Raw genomic sequence first — 14,992 nt, forward strand, 5'->3', positions numbered from 1 at the left:
CCCCTGGCCGAGACAGCAATAGGCTAGAACGGCTGGACTACCCGGGGCATCAGGGATAGCACGGATAATGCAGTCGGTGCATGCTCCGTCGGCGATGTGCGTCCCGTCCTCCGACGCTGGGGGCCGGCCCCTCAGGTGAAGAGCCGGATGAGTGCGGCAACCACGGCCGCCGCAGGCACCACGACGATGAACGGCACCCGCAGTGCGTAGAGGCCGGCGGCGATCGCCACCGCGGGAAGACGCGCGTCCAGCTCCAGTGACTGGCCGGCGCCGAAGGTCTGTACGCAGATCAGGGCCGCGAGCAGCGCAGCGGTCAACAGGTCGCTGACCCGCGCGACGGTGGGATGGTCGAGCGCCTTGGGCGGGACCATCCAGCCGACCGCTTTCAGGGCCAGCACCGCGATCGATCCGAGCAGGATGACGTGCCAGGTGGTCACGGCTCCACCTCCCGCTCCATCGGGATCGCCTCGGGGTGCGGGGGATCGTCACGCCTGCCGAACAGGTTGAGCACGCCGAGCACGACGGCGACGACCGCTGCGGCCAGCACCGGCAGTCCCGGCATCAGGAACGGCGTGAGGAGGGTCGCGACGAAGCCGCCCGCGACGGCGACCGCCTGCGTCTGGCGCGCCTTGAGCCGGGGCCAGAGCAGGCCGAGGAACGCCGCGGCGGCAGCCGCATCCAGCCCGTACGCCTTGACGTCGCCGATCAGGTTGCCGAGCAGGGCGCCGGCCAGCGTCATCAGGTTCCATCCCACGTAGACCACCAGGCCGGTGACCCAGAAGCCGATGCGCTGAGCCCGCGGCTCTCGCTGCGCGACGGCGACGGCGGTGGATTCGTCGATCGTCAGCTGCACCGCGCCGGCGCGCCTCCAGAAACCAGGACCGATCACCCGCGACAGTCGCAGCGCGTAGAAGGAGTTGCGCACGCCCAGCAGCGCCGCGCTCGCAATCGCGGTACCTCCGGCGGCCACACCGCCGGACGCGAGCACGCCGATCAGGGCGAACTGCGACCCGCCGCTGAACATGACAAGGCTGAGGACGCACGCCTGCCAGACATCGAGGCCGGATGCCGTGGCGAGCGCGCCGAACGAGATCCCATACAGTGCGGTCGCGATCCCGACGGCCCAGCCGGAGCGGGCCGCGGCGCGTTCCTCGCTGGTCCGTTCCTGGCGCATCGCCTCCCGACACTACCGCCTGGTGGGTCAGTCAGCGGAACAGGCGACCGACCAGGTGTTCGGCGGTGCTGTCGTCCAGCGTCCAGGGCAGGAAGATCACCCGGTAGATGATGGGGGCGATCACGATGTCGAGGATGTCGTCGGCCGTGACGGCGGCGTCCGGGTAGCGCTGCAGCAGCACGTCCGCCTCGATGCGTCGGTTGCGCAGGCAGTACGACTGCCGCTCGCCCGCGGCGGAGGCGCCGCCGCGCAGGAGGGCGGCGTTGACCGGGTTGCGGTAGTGGTCGACGATCTCGCGCGCCCAGGTGGTGAGGTCGCTGCGCAGGTCGCCGTTCGCGGGCAGCGGGCGGTCGGGGTCGAGCTGGTAGGTCGCGATGTCGTTGATGAGGGTCGAAAGGTCGCCCCAGCGTCGGTAGATGCTGGTCGGATTGACCCCGGCGCGCTCGGCGATCATCGGGACGGTGACCCTGTCCTGGCCCTTCTCTTCGACGAGCTCTTCGACCGCCGTCCGCACGTTGTGGATGACCGCCGCGCTGCGGCCGCCCGTTCGTTTGGACGATGTGGTGGTGGTGTCCATGGGAATAGCTTAAAGCAAATCTTGTTGCTTTTTAACACCTGCCGCCCTATAGTCGCAAAAGCAATCGAATTTGCTTTAAGGAGTCGACATGACCACAGCCGAAGAGACCCGAACCGGCGGGATGCTCGCCGTGCGACCCGTCCCCGCCGTGCGCCGAGGAGGCTCGTTCCGGCTTCGCCCGGTCGCCGCTTTCGCCGGCACCGCGCTCGCCTTCGTCGCGGTCGCGCTGGCCGTTGGCGCCCCGAGCCCGCTCTTCGTGCTCTACCAGCAGGAGTGGGGCTTCCAGCCGTGGCTGCTCACGGTGGCCTTCGCCATCTACGCGGTGACCCTGCTGATCACGCTCCTGATCGCCGGCTCGCTGTCGGACCACATCGGCCGCCGGCCCGTGCTGATCGGCGCGCTCGCCCTCCAGATCGTGGCGATGCTGGTCTTCCTCTTCGCGCCGGACATCGGCTGGATCATCGGCGCCCGCTCCGTTCAGGGCGTGGCGACGGGAGCGGCGATGAGCACCTTCACCGCGGCGCTCGTCGAGCTTGCGCCCGAGAAGCAGAAGAAGCTCGGTGCGACGATCGGCAGCACCGCGCCGGTCGGCGGCATCGCGATCGGCGCGTTCCTCACCGGCCTCGCGGTGCAATTCGTCCCGCAGCCGACGACCCTGGTGTTCGTCGCCCTCGTCGTGCTGTTCGCCGCCGGCATCCTGGTGATCGTGGCATCGCCCGAGACCGTCGTGCGTCGCCCGGGAGCCGCACGATCGCTCATCCCACGCCTGCTCATCCCGGCTGCCGCTCGGAGCGAGTTCGTCGGTGCGATCCCGCTTTTCCTCGCGACGTGGATGCTCGCGGGACTGTTCATCGGTCTGTCGCCGTCCATCCTGCACGGGGTCTTCCACCTCGACAGCGGACTGCTGAATGGCGCGATCGTCGCCGTCCCACCGGCCGTCGGCGCCGTGGCCGCCCTCCTGCTGACCCGCGCGGTCGCCCGCACCACCGTCGTGTGGTCGATGCTGGCGATCCTGGTCGGCGTCGCCGTGGCCGCGGTCGGCATCGGCGCGGCCCTGCTGCCCCTGCTGTTCCTCGGGGCGACAGTCGCGGGCGGTGGTTTCGGCGCCGGCTTCTCAGGGATGTTGCGCATCCTCGCACCGCTGGCTCCGAACGACCAGCGCGCCGAACTCTTCGCCGGGATCTTCCTGGTCAGCTACCTCGCGTACGGGCTCCCGGCCCTCGCGGCGGGCGAACTGATCGGCGTCATCGGACTGCTCCCGACGGCGCTCGGCTACTCTGCGGCGATCGCTGTCGCCTCGGTCGCCGCCCTCGTGGTGCAGGTGCTCAAGACACCTCGATGAGCACCTTGCCCACGACGCCGCTCTCGACGGCGTCGTGGGCCGCCGCGGTCTGCTCGAGCGGGAAGCGCGTGATCGGGAGGCCGTGCTCGGCACCCACCCGCAACGCACCGTCTGCGGCCGCTGCGGACACGGCCCGCACCGCCGCCTCCTTGGTCTCGGGGGCCACCGTGTAGGTGAGCAGGAACTGCCAGCGCAGGTTCTTGGCCATGCTCGGCCGCACCGGTATCGTCACGGTTTCGGCGCCCGGAGCGTCGGCGTAGCTCGCGATCGTCGCGTTCGCGCCCGTCACCTTCACGTCGAGTTCCGCGTTGGCCGACGCGTTCACCTCGACCACGATGTCGACGCCGCGCGGCGCCAGGGCGCCGATCGCCTCGGTCGTCTCAGGCTCCGTGTAATTGACGACGTGGTGAGCACCAGCCGCGCGCGCCAGCTCGGCCTTGTCATGGTTGCTGACCGTGGCGATCACCGTCGCTCCAGCCCAGACCGCGAGCTGGATGGCCGCGTGCCCCACCGCGCCCGCGCCTCCGGCGACGAGCACCGTGCGGCGGTCCAGCGATCCGGGGGCCAGCTGGGCCGGAGCGAACTCGTACGACGTCAGCGCGCGGTGGGCGGTCAGCGCCGGGATGCCGAACGACGCGCCCTCGTCGAAGGTCACGCCCTCCGGCAGCCGGACCACCAGGCGTTCCGGCAGCACGACGAGCTCCTGGGCCGTGCCGTCCGGGCGCTGGTAGGCCGCATCCCACACCCAGACCCGGTCGCCTGCGGCGAGGGAGGTCACACCGTCACCCACCTCGTCGACGACCCCCGCGCCATCCTGGTTCGGCACCTGCGGCCGGAGCAGCTGAGTCGATCCGCCCCCGCGCCGCGCCTTCCAGTCGGTCGGGTTCACCCCTGAGACGTGGATGCGGACGCGCACCTCGCCCGGGCCGGCGTGCGGCTCATCGCGCTCGCTGAGGGTGAGGACGTCGGAGTCGCCGGTGGTGGAGTAGCTGACAGCCTTCATGGCACCAGCCAACCACGCAAGGAGCCGTCCCGCGAACGTGCCCGCATCGTCAACCCGCCGAGCAGGCTCCCGAGCTGATCGGGGCCGGGCCGACCGACGACAGCACCGGCCGCAGCTCGGTCAGGCTCAGCGCATAGCCGGTGTCCGGGTCGGTGGCGCTGCGGGCGAACACGACGCCGGCGACCTCTCCGTTCGCATCCAGGAGCGGGCCGCCCGAGTTGCCGGGCCGCACGACGCCGCGCAGCGAGTAGATGTCGCGGTCGACGCTGCCGCTCTGGTAGATATCCGTCCCGCGGGCGGTCACCCGGTCGCGGATGCGCTGCGGCGACACGGTGAACGGGCCGTCCCCCGGATAGCCGGCGGCGTAGGCGGGAGCCCCTGCGGTCAGGTCGGGCCCGATGTCGAGGGCGGGGGCGGTGAGGTCGGTCACATCGAGCACGGCAAGGTCACGGGACGGGTCGAAGGCGACGAGGGTCGCGCGCTCCACATTCGCGCTCCCGGACTGCCGGACGACCACGGAGGACGCTCCCGCGACGACGTGCGCGTTGGTCACGACACGGCCGCGCTGCACGACCCATCCGCTGCCCTCCGAGTCGACACCGCACGCGGGCTTGGACGCCAGCACGGTGACCACGGACTGCTGGGACTGCGCGACCGTGGCGGGGACGGACGGGTCGGGTTCCGGCACCGCACGGATCGTTTCGGCGCCCTCGAAGACCTTCGGCAGGCCGGCGCCCGCCAGGGCGTCGTCCACCGCGCCGAGGACGGTCGAGGAGGGCAGCGGGGCGATGCTGTTCAGGGTGGAGACGACGCGCGACGAGTTGGCCGCCTGCACGACGGTGGCCAGGCTGGTGGCCATGGCGAAGCCGGCGAGCAGCCAGACGACGACACCCCAGGTGAGGAGGCCGAGGGCCGCACCGACGAGCGAGTCCAGCCAGCGGACGGGCCCATGGCGCAGCAGCTTGCCGATGATTCCGGCGAGCGCGGCCGCGAGGGCGTAGACCAGGCCGGCGCAGACCAGGATCACGACACCCGCCACCACCGAGCGCTGGGTGACGCCGCTGAAACCCGTCGCGGCGAACCAGGCGACGACGATCGGGGCCAGAGTCAGCCCGAGCCACAGCCCGAGACCGAGCCCGACGAGCGTCCCGCCGGAGCGGATGGCGCCCTTGCTCCAGCCCGCCGCGATCGCGAGGATGCCGAGCACCACGAGCACGACGTCGACCACGATCTCCACAAGGCATACCCTGCCGTACGAGACTGGGCGACTGCTCAACCCCGGGTAGGCGCCGGCTGGGCGAACGCCCTGTCGATCCGCGCGGGTGAGGGCTACCGTCCGTGGCTGATCCCACTGAAGGCGATCACCGCATCCACACACCATGGAGGACACCATGTCGGACCTTCGGGCCAACGGCGACGACGAGCGCGAAGACCTCGAGCCGGGCGAGCGGCAGTACACGAGCGCGGACCTGACGGCCCACGACGCGGAAGAGGGACAGCTTCCCGAGTCGGACGCGGTGGGCGAGCCGGACGACAGCGACGACTAGAGCCGGCCGTCTTCCTCGTCGCCGTCGTCGACGGAGTCGGGTTCAGGCTGAGGGACGGGCACGATGTCCGGGTCCATCTGCTCCTCGGGGACGATGTCCGGGAACTCCTCGGTCTGCTGGTCGCTACTCTGTCTGGCCATGCGCGAACGCTACGCCCGCGATCGGGGTGTCGGTAGCCCCAATCGCCCGCTCCGGTTGGGCGTCAGTCCTCGCGCTCGCCCGTCCCGGCCGCCTCGCTCGCGGTCGGCGGTCGGCGTCGTGCCGTGAGGAGAACGATCACCACGCCGATCACCGCCAGCACCACGATCGCGATCGCGATGCCGATCACCAGGCCGAGGTCGGCGCCGTTCGACGCCGCCGTAGTCGGCTGGGGGGTGGATGCGGTTGCCGCCGGCGGTGCGCTCGCCGCGCCTCCCGAGCCGGTCGCAGTCGCGGCGGAGGTGGCGCTCGCCTGCGCCCCGCAGGGACTCTTCTCGGTTCCACCCGCAGCGGCGGCACCGGCGGGCGCCTGATACGTGAACGGGTAGGACGACGACACGGTGTGGCCGTCCGCCGACACGATCTGGTAGGTGACCGTGTAGGTGCCGGACGGCCCGAGCGCGACCGGCGCGCTGAGCTTCGCGTCGGCGACTTTCGCGCATCCGGTCTCGAAGTGCCGGGTGGCCGAACCCGGGCCGGTGACCGTGAGCAGGTTGGTCGAGCCGTTGCCGGAGAGGTCGAGCACTCGATCGTTGAACGTGAGGGTCACGGACGTGAGTGCGGTCGTCACCGTGGAGTCGGCGGACGGGTCGCTCCCCACGAGGTAGTCGTGCGCGTCCGCGGCGGCCACGGGGGCCAAGGCGAGGGCGGTGGCCGCGACGATGCCTGCGGCAGCGGCGATCAGCCTGTTCCTCATCCCTGCACCTTACGCTCGCGGCCGCCGCTCACCCGGGTGAGGGCGAACACGGCGACCACCAGCGCGATCGCGCCCAGCGCGAGGCCGCCGACCCCCACGGTCAGGGAGACGACGGTCGCCGTGGTCCCGGGTGCCGCGGGCTGCGGCTGCGGAGCCGAGGTGGCGACAAGCGACCGCGCACCGCCCGTTGAGGGCGCCGGGTCGTCGATGTAGAGGGTCGGTGCGGGATGCTCGGGTTCGGCACCGGAGGCGGGCGTGCGCTGGTCCCAGTCCACGACCGAACCGTCGGAGTAGTACTGGTGCGTCGCGAACAGGACCGAGCCGGTGTCCGGGACCGCACCCGCCGACACCGTGAACTGCTGGAACTGCCCGGGCGCGACCTGCACACCGCTGTCTGCCGTCCAGGTCACACGGATGGGCGCCTCGGTGATGGTGCCGTCGTCGGTCTTCACCGGCTTGGCGAGCTTCTCGGTGTCGACGGTGGTGGTCCATCCCACGAGCGGAAGGTAGCTGACCGAGGTGAACGGGGTCGCGGTCGGCAGGTCAACGACCAGCTTGACCGTGCCGGCGGTCGCCGACTCGGTCGGAACCCGGAAGGTGAGGGTGGTGTAGCTGCCCGGCGTCGCGGTGCCGGGGTCGACCCGGACGTGGGCGGTCGCCGCGAGCGGCGACGCGAGCAGGAGTAGAGCGGCGGAGGTCGTCGCGATGGACGCGGCGAACGTGGTCTTCTTCATGGGGTCCTTTGAGGTGATCGGATCGTCGGTGAGCGCGTGCGCGCGTACAGCGACGATCCGGGGAGCCCCTGGGTCGCTGTCAGAACGCGCAGACGAGCGCCGGCGGTCCGCGGTGCCGCAACCGGGCGAGCGGGAGCCCGAGGTCGCGCAGGCGCGTGGGCTCGTCGGCGGCCGGTGGGGTGACCGACGGAGCGACGGCGACGGGAACGACGACGAGGCGGTCAACGGCGCCGGCGATCCGCACGCGCGCGGTGTCGAACAGGCCCCAGAAGGCCCGCTCGCCGAAGCGCAGCGCCACCACGGTGATCAGCACGGCTGTCGCGTGCGTCATCCACATGGACGGGCTCAGCGCGGTGCCGTGAGCGGCCGGCATCGCGCCAGCAGGCATCGCGCCGGCCACCAGGGTGAGGTGGGCGCCCACGTGCAGGTGTGCCATCCCCTCGGGAGCGGCGAACCGCGCGCCGCCCTGGCCGAGCGAGAACAGCGCGTGGAAGAGGAACTGGCTGAGCCCCACGGTCGCCGTCAGCCGCCACAGCGAGAGGCGCCGGGCGGTGAGCACCACCGACCCGAGCGTGGCGAAGGCCATGCTGAGCGCGAGCGCGATCGGCCCCGGAGCAGCCCCGCCGCCGGCGACGTGGAACAGAGCGGCGACGAAGATCGCGACTCCCGAGGCGAGCATCCCGCGCGTCAGGCGAGCCCACCTCGATCCCATGCGCATCCTCCGTGTCGTCGGTCTTCCCCAGCCAGTCTAGGGATACGGATCGGCCCCCGTTAATAAGGAACGCAAGGGACCACAACGGGGGTCGGCGACCGACCGGGTGCGCCGCACGCGCGGCGTTATCCTGTGCGAATGGGGGAGCTCGCATGGCGGCGCAGGGTGCTGGTGGTGGAGGACCACGCCCTGATGCGCTCGCTCGTGGCTGACGCCTTCGGGCAGCGAGGCTTCGACGCCACGTCGGCCGGTTCCGCCGCCGAGGCGCTGAGCCGCGCCGAGGAGGTCGACCCGGACCTGCTGGTCACCGACATCGACCTGGGTCAGCGACCTAACGGCCTCGAGCTCGCCACCATCCTTCGGCAGCGTGCCCCGCACATCGCCGTGATGTTCCTCAGCAACCTTTCCCGGGCCGCCGCGGCCGCTCAGGCACGGAGCACCGTCGCCGGCGCGTCGTTCGTCAACAAGGCCGGGGTGGAGACGGTGGACGAGTTGGTGGATGCGGCGGAGGCCGTCCTCGCGGACCGCCCCGTCCTGCGGGAACAGCAGAGCACGGAGGCCCGGTCCCGTCTGCTCGGCCTGACCGCCGCGCAGCTGGAGACGACGCGACTGCTCGCGGCCGGTCTCTCCAACGCAGAGATCGCCCGTCGCAGAAAGGTGACGGTGCGCGCTGTCGAGAAGAGTGTCGAGCGCGTGTTCTCCGCGCTGGGCGTCGCGAGCGGTGAGCGGACGACTCCCCGTGTCGCGGTGGCGACCTTGTACACGTCGACTTTCGGCGACCCCAGCACAGGGCTCTGATCGATGTCGCCGTCGTTCCGTCGCGCGCTGGCACGCGCCGCGGGCCGGTCGGCGATCACCTGGTGGACGTGGCTGCTCACCCTGCCGTTCGCGCTCACCGTGATGTCCGGCATGCAGTACGTGACCGGAGGTGTCGGCGCTGTGCTGGCCGTCGCCGCCCTCCAGCACGCGATCGTCGGCGGCCTGCTGCTCGTCGGTGTCGCGGTGCTGAGGGTCGTGCGTGGCCGCTGGCGCCCCGTCGCGGTCTTCGCGACGTTCGCCCTGATCGGCGCGGCTCGTCCGCTGCTCTTCCTCGAGGCGGGCGGCCTGCTCGGCGTCCCGGTGGCGCCCGGCGACCTGGTGGGGCGGATGGCGGTCAACGTGGTTGTGGTCGTCGTCACGTTCTCGATCATCGCGGTGGGCGTCGATCTGGTCCGCGAGCATCGGGGGGTGTTCCGGCGTCTCCGCTCCGCGCAGCGGGCGGCCGAGCTCGACCTCGAGGACGCCACCGAGAGACGGGCACGGCTGCGAAGCACCGCGGTCGACGAGGTGGTCTCGGCACTCGAGGAAGCGGCGACGACCGCCACGGCTCACGCGCTTGAGCCGGCGGAGGCGGCGCGCATCCTGCGCACCCTCGCCGAGGATGTGGTGCGCCCGGCCAGCCACCGGGTCTACGACGATGAGGCGGGCGAGTGGCCTCCGCAGGGTGAGCCGCTCAACCCGGGGGAGTGGTCCAAGTCGGTCATCGGGGGGATGCGCGCGGCGCCGCCGATCGCCGCCGCAATGCTGTTCACAGCGCTCGTGGTTCCGTTCGCCCTCATTCTCGCCGGCGTCGTCAGCCTGCTGCCGGTGCTCACCGGGTTGCTGGTGCTGCTGGTCGCCGGGTCGGCGGTCGCCGCCGTTCCACTGCCGCGGTCGCCCGTTCCCCGGCTGCTTCTCCTCGTCGGGCTCTACGTCATCGTCGGCGTGCTCCTGGCCCTGACCGGTTTCCTGGGGCTCACGCTCCTGGGTGCGGATCCGTCGTCGGCGTGGTTCGAGGCGCTCACGTACCCGCCCATCACGCTGGCCCTCGCCTTCGTCGCGTCGCTGGCGGCGCGCGTCAGGCGCGACCAGACGGAGCTGGAGCGGACACTGCAGGCCAACGTCGGCGCGGCCGCTCGCATCCGTGCGGACGTCGACAGGGAGCGCGCCACCCTGGCCCGTCTGCTGCACGCCGGAGTCCAGTCCGAGTTGATAGCCGGCGCACTCGCCCTGGCGTCGGCGCCACCGGCCGGTCCCGGTGCGGCCGCTGCCCGGTTCGGGGAGGTCGTCGACCGAGCTCGAGCGGCGCTGAGCGGTCAGCACCAGGAGTCGCACGCCGCCGACGATGTGCGCACCCTCATCGAGAGCTGGTCGTCGGCCGTCGACCTTCGGGCGCGGATCGCGGAGGGGGTCTGGGACCGCCTCGCCGTTCCCGTTCGGACTTCAGCCGTCGTCGACGCCGTCTCCGAAGGGTTCGCGAACGCTGTCCGTCACGGCGACGGATCGCGGGTGGAGCTGGAGCTCCTCCCGTTCGGAGCAGGCGGTGTCGAGGTCGTGATCCGTTCCGGCGGAGCGCTCAGGGATGCTCGGTCCGGCATCGGCCTGCAACAACTCTCAGAGAGCGGGACGGTCGCCCTGCGGGAAGTCGCCGGGCGTGTCGAACTGACTGTCGCCATTCCCTGACCGAGCTCCCGAACCGTGGTCGTATCAGCCGTACCCGCGGGCCCTCGACGGGCCTCCAGGCCATAGATTCACTGGGACGGAGCCTGTGTCCGTCCCGGTCCCGGAGGGGGCCCCCGCGCGACCCGAACGCGCGGGATGCGCCCCCGACCGGGATCTATTCGTCTGCATTGATGGAACATCCAGGGGAAATCGGGTAGAAAGGATCGGTACGCTTTCGCGCCTGACCCGGTGCGATGCCCCCGTCCGACCCCCCTAGGAAGACCCAGCAGCTTGCCCCATTCCACTCCTTCAGTGCGGCCTCGCCGGACTCTCAGGGCACCCGTCGTGGTGGATGTGGATCAGCAGCCGGAGCTCTCGGACGACCCGGTCACGGCGTTCACGACGCCGGAAGAGCTCACGATCGCGCAGCCTTTCCCCAGCCGTCGAGCCGCCCTCGAGGCCGAGCGCAACCGCCCCCGCACCCGCGAGCGCATCGTGGTCAAGCCGGCGCGTGCCCAGCGCAGTCCGAAGGCGGAGCGCAGCGCGAAGGCGGAGCGCAGCGCGAAAGTGGAGCGGACCGCGCGTCCGGTCCGTGCGCCTCGCGTCGCGCCCGCCCGCCCCGAGCGTCGTCGCTGGGGTGTCCACGCCGTGGTCATGCTCGCCCTGGCCGCCTTCGTCGGCACGGCGGCACTGCCCGCCTACGCGACGACCGGTGAGGGCTCGACCGTCGGCGCCGCGCGCACTGCGCTCGCCGTCCAGACGCTCACCGGCGGAGGCGTGACGCAGGTTGTCTCGCGTGACGGCCTCGCCATCCAGGAGAGCCCGCAAGCGCTCGACTCGACCACGAACTCCAGCGTGTCACCGACCGTGCAGGCGCTCGCCGTCCAGATCATGGGTGCCGTCGCATCCGGTCGCCTGGTTGGATCGACGCCGAACCACATCCCCGAGATCGCCGACCTCGCCGAGGGCCATGCCGTGCCGAACTGCGGCGTCGACTATCGCGTCCTCCAGGCCATCTCGATCGCTCTGGACAACTTCAACCAGGTGGGGGTCAGCGACATCAACCGCCGCTGCACCGGCCAGATCGAGGGCGCCGGCACCGATTCCGCGCACTACGCGAGCGGCGGCGGCCACGCGGTCGACTTCTTCCTGCTCAACGGATCACCGCTGACCGGCGGCGACGCGAAGTCGGTCGAGCTGATCAAGATCCTCGACCCGCTGGTTCCGGACGGCACGGGTCTCGGCCAGATCGGCTGCCGCGCGTCGATGGACCTGACCAACTTCAAGCCGTTCGACGACACGTGCAACCACCTGCACATCGACTTCCTCAAGTCGAGCGGCGCCACGCTGCGCTACGGCTGACCTGCCGCGGCTCTGCCGCGGACCCTGCCCGCCGACCGTCGAGTCGCGAGTAGACGTCTGAATTCACGACGAGTCGCGACATGATGACGCGACTCGTCGGCTACTGCCCTCAGCCGAAGAGGGTGAGGGCCGCCCACTGCACCAGGATGACGGTCTTGCCATCGGCGATGCGGCCGTCCGCGACCCAGGCGAGGGCGTCGTCGTAGGGCACGACGACCGGCTCGATCTCCTCGCCCTCCTCCTCCAGACCGCCGCCGCCCACGACCTCACCGGGGGTGTACGGCGCGGCGTAGAAGTGGACGCGCTCGGTGACGGAACCCGGGCTCATGTACAGGTCGAACAGGTGCGTCAGCTCGCCGATGCGGACGCCCAGCTCCTCTGCTGCCTCCCGGCGGATCGCCTCCTCGGCGCTGTCGCCCTCGAGCAGACCGCCGGCAGACTCCACCAGCATCCCGTCCGGGTGGCCGTTGACGTACGCGGGGAAACGGAACTGCCGCGACAGCAGGAGCGTGCGGCCGATCGGGTCGTACAGCAGCACCGTCGCTCCGTTGCCGCGGTCATACGTCTCGCGAGCCTGCGTCGTCCACTCGCCGTCGCGGCCGCGATAGTCGTAGGTCGTGCGGCGCAGCACGTGCCAGCCGTCGGAGGTGACCTCCACGTCACGGACGTGGACGGCACGGTTGCCGGTGAGGTCGCGTCCGGTCAGGTGCAGGCCGGTGCGGCCGCGGCCGTCGGGGAGGTCGTGGCCGGGTCGCTCGTCGCTCATGGGGCGAGCTTAGTGTTCGACCCTTTCGCGGTACCTGCGGCGGATCGCCCGGGCGGCGAGGACGTCGCCGGCCTGCGCCTCCCGCGCCTTCAGCAGCGCCTTGTCGGACTTGAGCGGCAGCCGGATCGCCTGGGACGCGTCGATGCCGGCCACGAGCTCGCGGGCACGCTCGGTCTCGGAGTCGAGCTCCGCGCCGAAGAGGAGGGCGTTGTTGGCGATCCAGATCCACAGCAGGAAGACGATGATGCCCGCCAGGGCGCCGTAGGTCCTGTCGTAGTTCCCGAAGTTGCCGACGTAGAAGGCGAACAGGGCGGATGCGATGCCGAGCACGAGGATGGCCGCGACAGACCCGGGGGTGAGCCACCGCACCTTCGGGTGCTTCACGTTGGGCGTCGAGGCGTACAGCACCGCGACCAGTGCCACGACCACCACCACCACGATCGGCCAGCGGATGATCGACCAGGCGACCTGGAACGCGTCGCTCAACCCGATCAGTCCGCCGAGGAACTGCGCCACCGGGCCGGAGATCACGAGGAGCAGCGCCAGCAGCGAGATCAGCACGAGCGCGAGCAGAGTCACGCCGAGCTGCACCGGGCGGAGCATGATGAACGTCCGGCCCTCCCGCACCCCGTAGACGCGGTTGAGCGCGCGCCCGAACGCGCCGACGTATCCCGACGCCGACCACACGGCGCCGACGATTCCGATTGCGAGGGCCCAGCCGGTCGCGGGCGAGGAGGCGAGATCTCGGATGGGTCCCTTGAGTATGTTCGTCATCCCGGGAGCGAGGTCGTTCGCCATCCCGAACAGCGCGTCGACTCCGGTCTTGCTCTGGCCCACGATGCCCAGGATGCTGACCAGCGCCAGCAGAGCCGGGAACAGTGACAGGACCGCGAAGTAGGTGAGTCCCGCCGCGAGGTCGGTGCACTGGTCGATCGAGAAGCTGCGCATGGTGCGTTTGAGGATGAAGCCCCACGGCAGGCGGTACCAGGGGAGGCTGTAGCGGTCCTCGATCCGCCGCATCGCTTTGGCGCGGTCGCCGCCGACGCCTCCCCGGTCAGTCGGCACGCCCGCGCCTCCGCAGGAGCATGGTCGTGATGGCTGCCGCAGCGCCGGTCAGCGTGAGGAAGAGCCCCGTGAAGAAGACGGGGTGCGACCGGATCTGCACGCGGATGTTGAAGGTGGCGAAGAGGTCGTCCAGCGTGCTCGCCAATTCCTCCCGCGTCACCTCGAGGTCCAGTTTGAGCGAGTTGATCCCGGAGCCCTTCGGCAGCGGCGGACGCCCGGCGGGGCGCTGGCCCTCGCGGTGAATGGCGGGGATGGTCTCGGAGGTCACAGCTGCTCTCCTTTCAGTGCCTTCACGTCCGCGCTCAACTCGCTGCCCAGGTCGTCGGGGATCGGCGGCATGCCCTTCTTGAGGCTGCGCATCCCGATCAGACCGAGGACGACGGCGATGATGATGAGGATGACGCCCACGATGATGGCGGAGAGCCAGGCGGGCAGGATGAGGGCGAACCCGAGCACCGCTGCCGTGATCAGCGCGGCGAACGCGAAGAAAAGGAAGAGCAGCGCACCCGCGAGCAGACCCGCGCCGATGCCGGCCGCTTTCGCCTTCGCGCTCATCTCGGCCTTGAACAGCGCGAGCTCCGCGGCGACCAGCCGTCGGAGCTGTGCCGCGAGGTCCTTGGTCAACTCGGGCAGCGGGCGGAGTCCACGGGTGGTGCGGCGGCGCTCCCGGGGGAGCGGTGGCGTGTCGGCCATCGGATCGGGCTCCTCTCAGACACTGGTAGGGCGAACGTACCCCACGGCTCCGCACGAGTGAACCCGTGGATGGTGCACACTAGGGGCATGAACGGCAACGAGATCGCCGGGCGGGGCGGCATCCTCGCCGCTGTGGTCCCCGGTCAGCCGCTCGCGGTTCTGGAGCAGGCCGCGCGCCTTGCCGACGACCTCGACCTTCCGCTGGTGTGCGCCAACGTCGACCCCGACCGCTACGTCGTGTCGAGTTACGTCGACGGCACGGTCGTCGCCCTGCCGTACGACCCCGACCTTCCGGAGGCGGGGGAGGAGCGCTTCGATCCCGACCTCGAGGCGCACATCCGCAACGCGCTCGACGGCCGCGGCATCCCGTACTCGCTGCAGCAGCTGGCGGGCGACCCCGCCTGGGCGCTCGCCCGGCTGGCGGAAGACCTGGACGCCCGCTACATCGTGGTCGGCTCGCGGGAGGCCGGGCTGCGCGGCAGCGTGCGCGAGTTCTTCAACGGCTCGGTCGCCGTGCATCTGGCCCACCGGCAGCACCGTCCCGTCATCGTCGTGCCGCTGAACCCCCAGCCGGGCGCTCAGCGGCTCCCGTGGGAAGACCCGCCGGTCTAGTGCCGGCGGATCGTTCTCGAGCGCCCCTGCACCTGCGGCCGCGCTCGATC

Annotated in this window: 19 protein-coding genes; 6 read left to right on the plus strand and 13 right to left on the minus strand. The window is 71.0% G+C overall.

The window, feature by feature from the left end:
- Window positions 1-131: 131 nt before the first annotated feature.
- From AB4079_RS08675 to AB4079_RS08685, 3 genes are read right to left on the minus strand one after another with little or no spacing between them, the layout of a single operon-like run.
- On the minus strand, window positions 132-437 hold the full coding sequence (locus AB4079_RS08675) for an AzlD domain-containing protein (protein ID WP_441786880.1): 306 nt from the start codon (window positions 435-437) through the stop codon (window positions 132-134).
- Window positions 434-1,174 carry an AzlC family ABC transporter permease gene (locus AB4079_RS08680; RefSeq protein WP_441786881.1) on the minus strand — a complete coding sequence of 247 codons (741 nt, stop codon included), beginning with the start codon at window positions 1,172-1,174 and terminating at the stop codon, window positions 434-436. Before AB4079_RS08680 ends, AB4079_RS08675 begins: the two co-directional genes overlap by 4 nt.
- A gap of 31 nt (window positions 1,175-1,205) precedes the next feature.
- Window positions 1,206-1,751, minus strand: a complete 546-nt coding sequence (locus AB4079_RS08685; protein WP_441786882.1) for a TetR/AcrR family transcriptional regulator — start codon at window positions 1,749-1,751, stop codon at window positions 1,206-1,208.
- A gap of 88 nt (window positions 1,752-1,839) precedes the next feature.
- On the opposite strand from AB4079_RS08685, the gene AB4079_RS08690 reads away from it, so the two are divergent.
- Entirely contained in the window at window positions 1,840-3,093 is a 1,254-nt protein-coding gene (locus AB4079_RS08690) for an MFS transporter (protein ID WP_441786883.1), read from the plus strand.
- On the opposite strand, the gene AB4079_RS08695 is transcribed toward AB4079_RS08690, so the two are convergent.
- Both AB4079_RS08695 and AB4079_RS08700 read right to left on the minus strand, forming a co-directional pair.
- On the minus strand, window positions 3,077-4,096 hold the full coding sequence (locus tag AB4079_RS08695) for an NADPH:quinone reductase (protein WP_441786884.1): 1,020 nt from the start codon (window positions 4,094-4,096) through the stop codon (window positions 3,077-3,079). The genes AB4079_RS08690 and AB4079_RS08695 overlap by 17 nt on opposite strands.
- A gap of 49 nt (window positions 4,097-4,145) precedes the next feature.
- Window positions 4,146-5,333: a MarP family serine protease gene (locus AB4079_RS08700; RefSeq protein WP_441786885.1), complete on the minus strand. Its 1,188-nt coding sequence runs from the start codon at window positions 5,331-5,333 to the stop codon at window positions 4,146-4,148.
- A 154-nt stretch (window positions 5,334-5,487) separates the two neighbouring features.
- Here AB4079_RS08700 and AB4079_RS08705 point away from each other — a divergent pair, with 154 nt between their 5' ends.
- Window positions 5,488-5,643: a hypothetical protein gene (locus tag AB4079_RS08705; RefSeq protein WP_441786886.1), complete on the plus strand. Its 156-nt coding sequence runs from the start codon at window positions 5,488-5,490 to the stop codon at window positions 5,641-5,643.
- Here the strand turns inward: AB4079_RS08705 and AB4079_RS08710 are convergent.
- The 4 genes from AB4079_RS08710 to AB4079_RS08725 all read right to left on the minus strand — a co-directional run bounded on the left by AB4079_RS08710 (window position 5,640) and on the right by AB4079_RS08725 (window position 7,984).
- Window positions 5,640-5,783, minus strand: coding sequence for a hypothetical protein (locus AB4079_RS08710; protein WP_441786887.1), 144 nt, complete (start codon window positions 5,781-5,783; stop codon window positions 5,640-5,642). The genes AB4079_RS08705 and AB4079_RS08710 overlap by 4 nt on opposite strands.
- Before the next feature lie 62 nt (window positions 5,784-5,845).
- Complete coding sequence (locus tag AB4079_RS08715) at window positions 5,846-6,538, minus strand: copper resistance CopC family protein (RefSeq protein ID WP_441786888.1); 693 nt, start codon at window positions 6,536-6,538, stop codon at window positions 5,846-5,848.
- Window positions 6,535-7,272, minus strand: coding sequence for a YcnI family copper-binding membrane protein (locus tag AB4079_RS08720; protein ID WP_441786889.1), 738 nt, complete (start codon window positions 7,270-7,272; stop codon window positions 6,535-6,537). The genes AB4079_RS08715 and AB4079_RS08720 overlap by 4 nt, the downstream gene beginning before the upstream one ends.
- A gap of 79 nt (window positions 7,273-7,351) precedes the next feature.
- Window positions 7,352-7,984, minus strand: coding sequence for a hypothetical protein (locus AB4079_RS08725; protein WP_441786890.1), 633 nt, complete (start codon window positions 7,982-7,984; stop codon window positions 7,352-7,354).
- 138 nt (window positions 7,985-8,122) lie between these two features.
- Between AB4079_RS08725 and AB4079_RS08730 the strand changes: the two genes are divergently transcribed.
- The 3 genes from AB4079_RS08730 (at window position 8,123) to AB4079_RS08740 (ending at window position 11,806) form a co-directional block, all read left to right on the plus strand.
- A complete protein-coding gene (locus tag AB4079_RS08730) occupies window positions 8,123-8,782 on the plus strand; it encodes a response regulator (protein WP_441786891.1) in 660 nt (219 codons plus the stop codon).
- 3 nt (window positions 8,783-8,785) lie between these two features.
- Window positions 8,786-10,465, plus strand: a complete 1,680-nt coding sequence (locus tag AB4079_RS08735; RefSeq protein ID WP_441786892.1) for a hypothetical protein — start codon at window positions 8,786-8,788, stop codon at window positions 10,463-10,465.
- Between the two features lie 324 nt (window positions 10,466-10,789).
- On the plus strand, window positions 10,790-11,806 hold the full coding sequence (locus AB4079_RS08740) for a hypothetical protein (RefSeq protein WP_441786893.1): 1,017 nt from the start codon (window positions 10,790-10,792) through the stop codon (window positions 11,804-11,806).
- 109 nt (window positions 11,807-11,915) lie between these two features.
- Here AB4079_RS08740 and AB4079_RS08745 read toward each other — a convergent pair whose 3' ends face one another.
- The 4 genes from AB4079_RS08745 to AB4079_RS08760 are packed head-to-tail and all read right to left on the minus strand — an operon-like array spanning window position 11,916 to window position 14,330.
- Complete coding sequence (locus AB4079_RS08745) at window positions 11,916-12,572, minus strand: NUDIX domain-containing protein (RefSeq protein ID WP_441786894.1); 657 nt, start codon at window positions 12,570-12,572, stop codon at window positions 11,916-11,918.
- A 9-nt stretch (window positions 12,573-12,581) separates the two neighbouring features.
- The gene (locus AB4079_RS08750) at window positions 12,582-13,637 is read right to left on the minus strand and encodes a YihY/virulence factor BrkB family protein (protein ID WP_441786895.1); all 1,056 of its coding nucleotides are present in this window, start codon (window positions 13,635-13,637) and stop codon (window positions 12,582-12,584) included.
- Window positions 13,627-13,905: a hypothetical protein gene (locus tag AB4079_RS08755; RefSeq protein WP_441786896.1), complete on the minus strand. Its 279-nt coding sequence runs from the start codon at window positions 13,903-13,905 to the stop codon at window positions 13,627-13,629. The genes AB4079_RS08750 and AB4079_RS08755 overlap by 11 nt, the downstream gene beginning before the upstream one ends.
- The gene (locus AB4079_RS08760) at window positions 13,902-14,330 is read right to left on the minus strand and encodes a phage holin family protein (RefSeq protein WP_441786897.1); all 429 of its coding nucleotides are present in this window, start codon (window positions 14,328-14,330) and stop codon (window positions 13,902-13,904) included. The genes AB4079_RS08755 and AB4079_RS08760 overlap by 4 nt, the downstream gene beginning before the upstream one ends.
- Window positions 14,331-14,417: 87 nt before the next feature.
- Here AB4079_RS08760 and AB4079_RS08765 point away from each other — a divergent pair, with 87 nt between their 5' ends.
- Window positions 14,418-14,942, plus strand: coding sequence for a universal stress protein (locus AB4079_RS08765; protein WP_441786898.1), 525 nt, complete (start codon window positions 14,418-14,420; stop codon window positions 14,940-14,942).
- Window positions 14,943-14,992 lie beyond the last annotated feature (50 nt).

The sequence above is a fragment of the Leifsonia sp. 2MCAF36 genome (genome assembly GCF_052115525.1).
In the GTDB taxonomy this organism is placed as follows: domain Bacteria; phylum Actinomycetota; class Actinomycetes; order Actinomycetales; family Microbacteriaceae; genus Leifsonia.

Bases quoted from the DNA above. Each gene is read 5' to 3' on its own strand.
- AB4079_RS08680 (WP_441786881.1), bottom strand. From the start codon at position 1,174: ATGCGCCAGGAACGGACCAGCGAGGAACGCGCCGCGGCCCGCTCCGGC.
- AB4079_RS08685 (WP_441786882.1), bottom strand. From the start codon at position 1,751: ATGGACACCACCACCACATCGTCCAAACGAACGGGCGGCCGCAGCGCG.
- AB4079_RS08690 (WP_441786883.1), top strand. From the start codon at position 1,840: ATGACCACAGCCGAAGAGACCCGAACCGGCGGGATGCTCGCCGTGCGA.
- AB4079_RS08695 (WP_441786884.1), bottom strand. From the start codon at position 4,096: ATGAAGGCTGTCAGCTACTCCACCACCGGCGACTCCGACGTCCTCACC.
- AB4079_RS08705 (WP_441786886.1), top strand. From the start codon at position 5,488: ATGTCGGACCTTCGGGCCAACGGCGACGACGAGCGCGAAGACCTCGAG.
- AB4079_RS08710 (WP_441786887.1), bottom strand. From the start codon at position 5,783: ATGGCCAGACAGAGTAGCGACCAGCAGACCGAGGAGTTCCCGGACATC.
- AB4079_RS08715 (WP_441786888.1), bottom strand. From the start codon at position 6,538: ATGAGGAACAGGCTGATCGCCGCTGCCGCAGGCATCGTCGCGGCCACC.
- AB4079_RS08720 (WP_441786889.1), bottom strand. From the start codon at position 7,272: ATGAAGAAGACCACGTTCGCCGCGTCCATCGCGACGACCTCCGCCGCT.
- AB4079_RS08725 (WP_441786890.1), bottom strand. From the start codon at position 7,984: ATGGGATCGAGGTGGGCTCGCCTGACGCGCGGGATGCTCGCCTCGGGA.
- AB4079_RS08730 (WP_441786891.1), top strand. From the start codon at position 8,123: ATGGGGGAGCTCGCATGGCGGCGCAGGGTGCTGGTGGTGGAGGACCAC.
- AB4079_RS08735 (WP_441786892.1), top strand. From the start codon at position 8,786: ATGTCGCCGTCGTTCCGTCGCGCGCTGGCACGCGCCGCGGGCCGGTCG.
- AB4079_RS08745 (WP_441786894.1), bottom strand. From the start codon at position 12,572: ATGAGCGACGAGCGACCCGGCCACGACCTCCCCGACGGCCGCGGCCGC.
- AB4079_RS08760 (WP_441786897.1), bottom strand. From the start codon at position 14,330: ATGGCCGACACGCCACCGCTCCCCCGGGAGCGCCGCCGCACCACCCGT.
- AB4079_RS08765 (WP_441786898.1), top strand. From the start codon at position 14,418: ATGAACGGCAACGAGATCGCCGGGCGGGGCGGCATCCTCGCCGCTGTG.